Source organism: Caballeronia sp. M23-90, assembly GCF_053574605.1.
Genome location: NZ_JBSIPA010000281.1, coordinates 1 through 8,650, shown reverse-complemented (window position 1 = coordinate 8,650; position 8,650 = coordinate 1). Strand labels below are relative to the sequence as shown.

Here is an 8,650-nt window from a genome sequence, read left to right as displayed (position 1 = left end):
TCCGCACCCGCTGCGCGCACCATAGGCACGCCCCGCCAGCCGCCGCGCACCGCACCGATGCAAACCACTCACGGGAGACGTCATGACGTCAGCGACCGCTTGCGCACCTTCAGTATCGAATTCGCCCGCTATTAACCGCGCGTCGCAGTGGTCCGCAGCCAGCGCCACTTTGTCCGCTACGTCCGCTACGTCCGCTACGCGCCCCGACACCCGCTGCTCCGCCTGCTCCCTGCACGCGATCTGCATGCCAACGCAACTGACCGGCGCCGAACTCGACAGGCTCGATGCGATCGTCTGCTCGACCCGGCTCGTGCGGCGCGGCGAGACGCTGTACCGCACGGGAGACGCGTTTAAAAGCATTTACGCCGTGCGCACGGGCTGTTTCAAGACCGTGGTCACGCATCGCGACGGGCAGCAGCAGGTCACGGGTTTTCACATCGCGGGCGAACCGCTTGGACTCGACGGCGTCTGCTCAGGCGAACAGAACTGCGATGCAATTGCGCTCGAAGACAGCAAGGTTTGCGTGATCCCCTTCGACCTCCTGGAGGAGCTCTGCCACGACGTCAAAGCCGTGCAGCAGCATGTCCACCGGATGATGAGCGGCGAGATCGTGAGGGAATCCGGCCTGATGATGATGTTGGGCACGATGACCGCCGAGCAGCGCGTCGCGACCTTCCTGATGAATTTGTCTACGCGGATGAAGGTACGTGGCTATTCGGCGGCAGAGTTCAACCTGCGCATGACGCGAGAAGAGATTGGCAGCTATCTCGGGTTGAAGCTCGAGACGGTGAGCCGGATGTTCTCGAAGCTACAAAAAGAACGGATCGTCGATACGAACGGCAAGCAGATCCGGATCGTCGACAGCGAGCGGCTCGCCGAAGTCTGACCGGGCGCGTCATATCGCGGCTCGCAATGCCGATGGCGGAACACGATGCCCCTGAATTATTTGCGCAGCTTCACGCGGCCCGAACGCACCGACCAGAGCAACCGGCGCCTCGGGCGCTGGCTTGCGTTCATTGCAGGCGCTGCCAACGCCGGCGGTTTCCTTGCCGTCGGCCAGTACACGTCGCACATGTCCGGCGTGGTGTCGGCGCTGGCCGATAACCTGTCGCTCGGCGAGACGGGTCTCGTTGTCGCGGGCCTCAGTTCGCTCGTCGCGTTCATGTCGGGCGCCGCCACGTCCGCGATCATGATCAACTGGGGCAGGCGGCGCGCAGCGCAAAGCGAATACGCGTTGCCCTTGCTGCTCGAAGCTGCGTTGCTGCTGCTCTTTGGGCTGATCGGCGCGAACCTGGAACAGGACCGGATCTTGTTCGTCCCGGCCACGGTCGCGTTGCTCTGCTTTGTGATGGGCCTGCAGAACGCAATGATCACCAAGATCTCCAAGGCGGAAATCCGCACCACGCACGTGACCGGGCTTGTAACCGATATGGGTATCGAGCTTGGCAAGCTCGTGTACTGGAACGCTTCGACCGATGAACCCGGCATGAAAGCCGTGAAGGCGGACCGGTCGAAGCTTGGGCTGCTGGCGTCGTTGCTGGGGATGTTTTTTACCGGCGGGATTGCGGGGGCGATGGGATTCAAGTACGTCGGTTTTATCGCAACGATACCGCTCGCCGCAATGCTCGTGGTGCTCGCGGTCGTGCCGCTGGTCGATGATCTCGTTGGCCAGCGGCATTGACGTATTGACGCCTGCTCAACCGAGCGTGAAGCGATCCCGCGTGGTCACATAATCGCTGGCGCCGAAGCGCCCGACCGGAAAGTAATGCTGCAGCCGCACGCGCCAGGTTTCGGTATCGATGAGTTCGTCGCGCGCGTGCAGCCTGTGAACCCGACCGATGAAAATATGCCGGCTCGTTGTTTCCAACGTCTCCCATAACGTACATTCGAACGCCACCGGCGCCTCTACGATTCTCGGCGGCGCGACGTGCGAACTCGCAACCGGCGTGAGCCCGACTTTTTCGAGCTCGCTGACATCGGGCGGCAGGCGCTCTCCGCAGCGATGCATCTTCTCGGCCATCGCCTCGTCGCTGAGATGCACGACAAACTCGCGGCTGCGCGCAATGTTCGTGGCGGTGTCCTTGAGCGATCCATCGTCGAGACGATTGATGCTGATCATCACAATGGGCGGTTCCTCGCCCATCATGTTGAACATCGAGAACGGTGCTGCGTTGATCGTGCCGGTCTCGCTCAAGGTGGTGACGAGCGCGATGGGACGCGGCACGATCAGGCTAGCCATGAGTTTGTAACGCTGATATTCGGTAATGGCTTCGAAGTCGATTTCCATGATGGACTGTCCGGTGTTTGCTTGCTCAGGGTTGAACCATGCCGAGCAGTTGCCCGAGGCTTTTCTCGCCTTGCATGCGTGATGTTTCGATGCGCTCTTCGAGCTCGCGAAGATGTGCTTCCATGCGGCTGATGGCGCCGGGCGCATCGCGCGCCTCGATGCAATCGACGATTGCCGCGTGTTCGTCGTGTTCGCATGGCGCATTGCCCGGAGGCTCGTACACGCCGACGATCAGGGAGCATCGCGATACCAGTTCGCTCAAGTAGCGCTGCAGGATCGAGTTGCCCGCGAGTCCTGCAATACGCAGGTGGAAGTCGCTGGCAAGACGCGCCCACGAAGGCTGGTCGAAGCGATGCATGGCTTCGTGTTCATCGGCAAGCTGGCGGCGCAACGCTTCAATGTCGCGCGCGCTCGCGCGTTGCACCGCGAGTTCCACGAGCACGCGTTCGAGTGAACGCCGGGCCTCGAAAATCTCCCGCGTCTCCTCGGGCGACGGCTCCGCGATCACCGCACCCTTGTTCGGCCGCAACGCGACGATACCTTCATACGCGAGGCGCTCCAGCACGCGCCGCACGACCGCGCGGCCAACGCCGAACAACTGGCACAACTCCGGCTCCGGCAGCTTGGTGCCGGGCGTCAGGCGATGATTGAGGACGCCGTCGAAGATCGCCTGATAGAGGCGTGTGTCCACGTCCTGCGGCGTGTCACGCCCGGGCGGTTTGTCTGCGACGCGCAGCGCGGGTTTCGGTGTCATGTTTGTGCCTGAAGGCGCGAAGAACCCGCGAGCCCTGCGCGTTCCATCTCGTCCATGTGACGCGCGATCGCGCCGGGCGTGGTCATCCAGACATCACCTTTTGCGCGCGCCGCCGCGATATGTTGAAGCGCGCGCCGCAGATGACGCAACCGGTACGGCTGTCCCACCAGGTAGGGATGCAACGCGATACCCATCACGAGCGCCTGCTTGTGGCGGCTGTTGTTCGCTTGCTCAAGCATCTCGTCGAACTGGTCGATGATCATGTCCGCGAAAGCACACGCATCCAGTTGACGGCCGATGATCATCGGCAAGTCGTTGAGTTCTTGCGGATAAGGAATCGACCAGAGCGAGCCGGCGCGCGTCGCCATGCGGACAGGCCGGTCATCGTGGCACCAGTTGAGCGTGTAGCCGTAGCCGGATTCCGCAAGCAGATCGGGCGTCAGGTGCGACTCCGAGATCCACGGAGACAGCCAGCCCGAGGGCGGCGTGCCCGAATGCAATGCAATCCGCTCGCGGCAATGAAGCAACAACGCGCGCTCGGCGTTTTCATCGAGATCGCTCTGACGATGCGCATTCGTATGCCCATGCGCGATGATTTCATCGCCGCGTGCAACACATGCATCGATGACATCCGGGCAGTGATCATAGAGCGCTGTGTTGATCAGCGTGCCCGAAGGCATGTCGAGCTGATCGAACAGTTCCATGCAGCGCCAGACGCCCACCCGGTTGCCGTATTCTCGCCAGCTGTAGTTGAGCACATCGGGTTGCGGCGAGACGGGACCCAGCGCCGCGCCGAGTCCTTCCCCAAACGCAAAGTGTTCGATATTGAAGCCGAGATAGACGGCAAGTCCGGTGTCTCCCGGCCATCGAAACGAATCGGTATCGGCGATTGCCCGATACGGAAACCGATCATGCGTCACGAGCGGACCGAACGTGGGTCCATGTGACGCGCCGGAATGACCAATGATGTCCATATGCAAAACCCCGATGACTGCGTGTACTGCGCGTGAACCGTTTTGGTGGATCGCGCCCCGAAGCGGATCGGCGGCGCACCTTGATCGTGCGGTTTCTTGTCTTGAATCGCCGACGGATCGATTTCGAATCGTGTGCAATTTACACGCCATATCGTAGACGTTCAATAGCAGCGATGGTTTGCATGGAACTCAAGACGCTGCGAACAAAGTGGCATGTGTCTTGCATTTGACGACCCGCCAGCCAACGCTTGCTTTTTTGTGCAGCACCGACCCGGGAACGCATCGCATGAGTCCGTCTATATGAGTCAGTCCACTTCTGCCGTACTCAAGACCGAAGCCGCGGACATCGAACTCGTTCATGTGTCGAAGCAATATGGCGATTCGCTCGCGGTCGATTCCATCGACTTGCGCATTCCCGGCGGCCAGTACTGCTGCCTGCTTGGACCATCCGGCTGCGGCAAGACATCGACATTGAGGATGATCGCGGGCCACGAATCGATCACCGATGGCGACATCCTCATTGGCCAGCGCAACGTCACGCGCGCGCAACCCGCCACGCGCGGCACCGCAATGGTCTTCCAGAGCTACGCGCTCTTTCCCCATCTGTCCGCACTCGATAACGTCGCGTTCAGTCTGAAGATGCGCGGCGTTGCAAAAGACGCGCGCCGCAAGCGTGCAGGCGAACTGCTCGAACTCGTTGCAATGAGTGCATTCGCCGAACGCAAGCCGTCGCAGTTATCGGGCGGCCAGCAACAGCGCGTGGCGCTCGCGCGTGCATTGCTGAACGAACCCCGTTGCCTGTTGCTCGATGAACCTTTGTCGGCGCTCGACCCGTTCCTGCGCATCCAGATGCGCGCCGAACTCAAGCGCTGGCAAAAGGAACTCGGCATCACCTTCGTGCACGTCACGCATTCGCAAGAAGAAGCGCTGGCGCTGGCCGACATGGTGGTGGTGATGAGCCATGGACGCATAGAACAAAGCGGCTCGCCGCATGAGGTCTTCAACCGGCCACGCACCGAATTCGTCGCGCGTTTCCTGGGCGGTCATAACGTGCTGAGCGCAAACGGCCGCGCTTTCACCGTGCGCGCCGATCACCTGCGCATCGCGCCTCACGGCGTGACGCCCGTACAGACATCGGGCAGCGACGGCGGGGTCAGCCGTATCGGCGGGATTCCGTGCACGGTCCGCGAAACCGAATACCAGGGCACACACTTGCGCATGACACTCGCGCCGCTAGACGGTTCGCCCGAACTCATCTCACTGCTCCCCGATAACGAATACGACCCGCAGCGCCTTGGCACCGATGCGCGCGTCGTGGTCTGGTGGAACGAGCAGGACGCCCATGCATTTGCGGCATGAAAGACCGCTTTGCGTTGCATTGAACGAGAACATTGAAACGACAACGTCACCAAGGGAGATTGCAATGACCGAGCGAAAAGAACATCCGTCCGATACCACCACGAGCGAGCCCGCCGAATCCGGCCTCGGTTCGGGTCAGGGCCTGTCACGCCGCACGTTGCTCAAGGGAGCGGTTGCGGCAGCGGGTATTGCGGGCTTCCCGTATGTGCACGCGCAGGAAAAGATCACGTTGCGATATCTCGGCACCGCGGTGAACCAGAGTTCGGATATCGCGAAGAAGTTTCAGGAGGACACCGGCATCCAGATCCAGTACATCCCCGTCACGACCGACGACGTCGCCAAGCGCATCATCACGCAACCGAATTCCTTCGATATTGTCGACACCGAATATTTCTCGCTGAAGAAGCTGATTCCCGCCGGCACGCTTGCCGGCATGGACGCAAGAAAGATCAAGCTCGCCGACAAGATCACGCCCGTCCTGACGCGCGGTGAGGTCGACGGCAAGAAGATCGGCGACCAGGGCACCGCGCCGAAGAAGGTGATGTTCCTGACCGGCGCACGTTCGACGCAATTCTCCGCGACGCCCACTGAATGGATGACGCTGATCCCCACCACCTATAACGCGGACACGCTCGGCATTCGCCCCGACCTGATCAAGCGCCCGATCACGAGCTGGTCCGAGCTGCTCAATCCCGAGTTCAAGGGCAAGGCTGCGCTGCTCAACATTCCGGCCATCGGCATCATGGATTCGGCAATGGCGATCGAAGCGATGGGTCATGTGAAGTATGGCGACAAAGGCAACATGACCAAGGCCGAGATCGACCAGACCATCAAGATCCTGATCGAAGCCAAGCGCGCAGGCCAGTTTCGCGCCTTCTGGAAGGACTTCAACGAAAGCGTGAACCTGATGGCGTCCGGCGAAGTCGTGATCCAGTCGATGTGGTCGCCGGCCGTCACGAAGGTTCGCACGATGGGCGTTGCCTGCAAGTTCCAGCCGCTGAAGGAAGGGTATAGGTCGTGGGCATCGGGCTTCGGGCTGCCGCGTTCGCTGCAGGGCCGCAAGCTCGACGCGGCGTACGAGTTCATCAACTGGTTCCAGGACGGCTGGGCGGGCGCCTATCTGATGCGCCAGGGCTATTACCCGGGCGTGACGGACACCGCGAAGTCGCACATGCAGGCGTACGAATGGGACTACTGGATGGAAGGCAAGCCCGCTGCGCAGGACATCAAGGCGCCCGATGGCCAGTTGCTCGAGAAGGCCGGCACGGTACGCGACGGCGGCTCGTACAACCAGCGCATGGGAGCGATCGCGTGCTGGAACGCAGTGATGGACGAGAACATCTACATGGTCCAGAAGTGGAACGAGTTCATCGCGGCTTGAGTATGCAAGGGCCGGCCGCGTGCGTTGCATGAAGCCGGCCGGATCAGTTCAAACAATGGGTAATCACGCGATGGCATCGATCGAGCTTCCTGTTCAAACGCTTGAGGCGCCGGTGAAACACCGGCGAGCCGCCGCATGGCTGCAGGCAACGCCGCTTACGCTCACCTTCGCGTTGTTTTTCATCGTGCCGCTCATCATCACGCTGATCGTGAGCTTCTGGGACTTCAACGAATACCAGATCATCCCGGCGTTCACGTTCAAGAACTACGCGGCGATCTTCGATGGATGTTCGTCGATGACCGATGTATGCGTGACCTTCAAGACCTATTGGTCCACCATCAAGTTCTGCGCGATCGTATGGACCGTCACGCTTTTGATCGGCTTCACGATTGCGTATTTCCTTGCATTCCACGTCCGGTCATCGGGCATGCAAACGGTGCTGTTCCTCGTTTGCACCATACCGTTCTGGACCTCCAATGTGATCCGGATGATTTCATGGATGCCGCTGCTCGGCCGCAACGGCCTCGTCAACCAGGCATTGGTGAGCGCGCATCTGGTCGAGCGGCCGCTTGAATGGCTGCTGTACTCGAACTTTTCCGTGGTGCTCGCGTTCGTGCATCTCTACACGTTCTTCATGATCGTCCCCATCTTCAACGCGATGATGCGCATCGACCGCTCGCTGCTCGAAGCTGCGCGCGATGCAGGCGCAAGCGGCTGGCAAGTCATCCGCGAAGTGGTGCTGCCCTTGTCGAAGACGGGAATCGTGATCGGATCGATCTTCGTGATCACGATCGTCATGGGGGATTTCCTGACCGTCGGCGTCATGGGCGGGCAGCAGATTGCGTCGGTGGGAAAGATCATTCAGGTGCAGACCGGCTATCTGCAGTTCCCCGCTGCCGCGGCCAACGCAATCATCCTGCTGGCCGTGGTGCTTCTGATTGTCTGGGCGCTGACTCGTGTAGTCGATATCCGCAAGGAGCTGTGACATGGCCGCCAGCGGTCTCAAACCCGGTCTCAAACATCGTGAACGCAGGCCCGCGAGTTTCTACTGGCTCGCACTCGTGTTCGCGCTTTTCGTGCTGTTCCTGTATGGCCCGGTCATAACCATCTTCATCCTGTCGTTCCAGGGGCCGGAAGGCGGCCTCACGTTTCCCATGCGCGGCGTGTCGCTGCATTGGTTCGAGGTGCTGCGGCAGGGCGTTGGAGACGTCGACATCTGGGCGGCGTTCGGGCGTTCGGTGCGGCTCGCGGCCGTGGTCACGGTGTTGACCGTGCTGTTCTCGGTGACGGCGGGACTTGCATTCCGCAAGCGTTTTCGCGGAGATACCGCTGTGTTTTATGTATCGGTGGCAAGCCTGATCATGCCGTCGATCATCGTCTCGCTGGGGATCGGCCTCACGTTCCGGCTGCTCGATAACGGCGTCAAGTATCTCGCCACCGTTCTGGACCACGAGTCTTTCGTCGATAACTACACCACGTCGATGGGCCTTTACACGTCCGCGCTCGGCGCGCACCTGACGTGGACGCTGCCCTTCGGTCTGCTCGTGATGTTCGCCGTCTTCAACCGGTTCAACCCTGCTTATGAGGAAGCGGCGCGCGATCTTGGCGCTTCGCCTTGGCAGAGTTTCAGGCACGTGGTGTTGCCGATCATCGGGCCGTCTGTGATCGGCGTCGGCATGTTCGGCTTTACGCTGTCATGGGACGAGATCGCGCGTACGTCGCAGGCAATCGGCGACCAGAACACGTTGCCCCTTGAATTGCAGGGCCTGACGACTTCCGTGACCACGCCCGTCATCTACGCGCTCGGTACCATGACCACCATGTTGTCGCTCACCGTGATGATCGTCGGGCTGCTCTTGGTGCGCTGGCTGGCCCGGCGCCGCTCGCGCGCACTA

10 protein-coding genes are annotated in these 8,650 nt (G+C 61.1%); 6 read left to right on the top strand and 4 right to left on the bottom strand.

From position 1 onward, the window contains the following. On the bottom strand, positions 1–210 hold a 210-nt coding region (locus tag ACRXB1_RS23465), incomplete at its 3' end, for a hypothetical protein (protein WP_449493377.1). On the opposite strand from ACRXB1_RS23465, the gene fnr reads away from it, so the two are divergent. Both fnr and ACRXB1_RS23455 read left to right on the top strand, forming a co-directional pair. Beyond that, on the top strand, positions 170–886 hold the full coding sequence (gene fnr, locus ACRXB1_RS23460; protein ID WP_449493376.1) for a fumarate/nitrate reduction transcriptional regulator Fnr: 717 nt from the start codon (positions 170–172) through the stop codon (positions 884–886). The genes ACRXB1_RS23465 and fnr overlap by 41 nt on opposite strands. A 45-nt stretch (positions 887–931) precedes the next feature. Beyond that, positions 932–1,681, top strand: a complete 750-nt coding sequence (locus ACRXB1_RS23455) for a YoaK family protein (protein WP_449493375.1) — start codon at positions 932–934, stop codon at positions 1,679–1,681. 15 nt (positions 1,682–1,696) lie between these two features. Here the strand turns inward: ACRXB1_RS23455 and ACRXB1_RS23450 are convergent, their stop codons facing one another. The 3 genes from ACRXB1_RS23450 to ACRXB1_RS23440 are packed head-to-tail and all read right to left on the bottom strand — an operon-like array spanning position 1,697 to position 4,015. After that, positions 1,697–2,287, bottom strand: a complete 591-nt coding sequence (locus ACRXB1_RS23450) for a flavin reductase family protein (protein WP_075360334.1) — start codon at positions 2,285–2,287, stop codon at positions 1,697–1,699. Between the two features lie 25 nt (positions 2,288–2,312). Then, complete coding sequence (locus ACRXB1_RS23445) at positions 2,313–3,041, bottom strand: GntR family transcriptional regulator (RefSeq protein ID WP_174365236.1); 729 nt, start codon at positions 3,039–3,041, stop codon at positions 2,313–2,315. Beyond that, positions 3,038–4,015 (bottom strand): polysaccharide deacetylase family protein, encoded by a 978-nt coding sequence (locus tag ACRXB1_RS23440; RefSeq protein WP_449493374.1) that lies wholly within the window; start codon positions 4,013–4,015, stop codon positions 3,038–3,040. Before ACRXB1_RS23440 ends, ACRXB1_RS23445 begins: the two co-directional genes overlap by 4 nt. Before the next feature lie 300 nt (positions 4,016–4,315). Between ACRXB1_RS23440 and ACRXB1_RS23435 the strand changes: the two genes are divergently transcribed. From ACRXB1_RS23435 to ACRXB1_RS23420, 4 genes are all read left to right on the top strand, one after another. Then, positions 4,316–5,374 (top strand): ABC transporter ATP-binding protein, encoded by a 1,059-nt coding sequence (locus tag ACRXB1_RS23435; protein WP_075360389.1) that lies wholly within the window; start codon positions 4,316–4,318, stop codon positions 5,372–5,374. Positions 5,375–5,438: 64 nt separating this feature from the next. Next, the gene (locus ACRXB1_RS23430; protein ID WP_062002181.1) at positions 5,439–6,755 is read left to right on the top strand and encodes an ABC transporter substrate-binding protein; all 1,317 of its coding nucleotides are present in this window, start codon (positions 5,439–5,441) and stop codon (positions 6,753–6,755) included. Positions 6,756–6,825: 70 nt separating this feature from the next. Further along, a complete protein-coding gene (locus ACRXB1_RS23425; RefSeq protein WP_375508535.1) occupies positions 6,826–7,740 on the top strand; it encodes an ABC transporter permease in 915 nt (304 codons plus the stop codon). 1 nt (position 7,741) lies between these two features. Then, a partial coding sequence (locus tag ACRXB1_RS23420) for an ABC transporter permease (RefSeq protein ID WP_449493373.1) occupies positions 7,742–8,650 on the top strand: 909 nt, incomplete at its 3' end.

Excerpts from the sequence above, each read along its gene's own strand:
- ACRXB1_RS23455 (WP_449493375.1), top strand. The coding sequence starts at position 932 with ATGCCCCTGAATTATTTGCGCAGCTTCACGCGGCCCGAACGCACCGAC.
- ACRXB1_RS23450 (WP_075360334.1), bottom strand. The coding sequence starts at position 2,287 with ATGGAAATCGACTTCGAAGCCATTACCGAATATCAGCGTTACAAACTC.
- ACRXB1_RS23445 (WP_174365236.1), bottom strand. The coding sequence starts at position 3,041 with ATGACACCGAAACCCGCGCTGCGCGTCGCAGACAAACCGCCCGGGCGT.
- ACRXB1_RS23440 (WP_449493374.1), bottom strand. The coding sequence starts at position 4,015 with ATGGACATCATTGGTCATTCCGGCGCGTCACATGGACCCACGTTCGGT.
- ACRXB1_RS23435 (WP_075360389.1), top strand. The coding sequence starts at position 4,316 with ATGAGTCAGTCCACTTCTGCCGTACTCAAGACCGAAGCCGCGGACATC.
- ACRXB1_RS23430 (WP_062002181.1), top strand. The coding sequence starts at position 5,439 with ATGACCGAGCGAAAAGAACATCCGTCCGATACCACCACGAGCGAGCCC.
- ACRXB1_RS23425 (WP_375508535.1), top strand. The coding sequence starts at position 6,826 with ATGGCATCGATCGAGCTTCCTGTTCAAACGCTTGAGGCGCCGGTGAAA.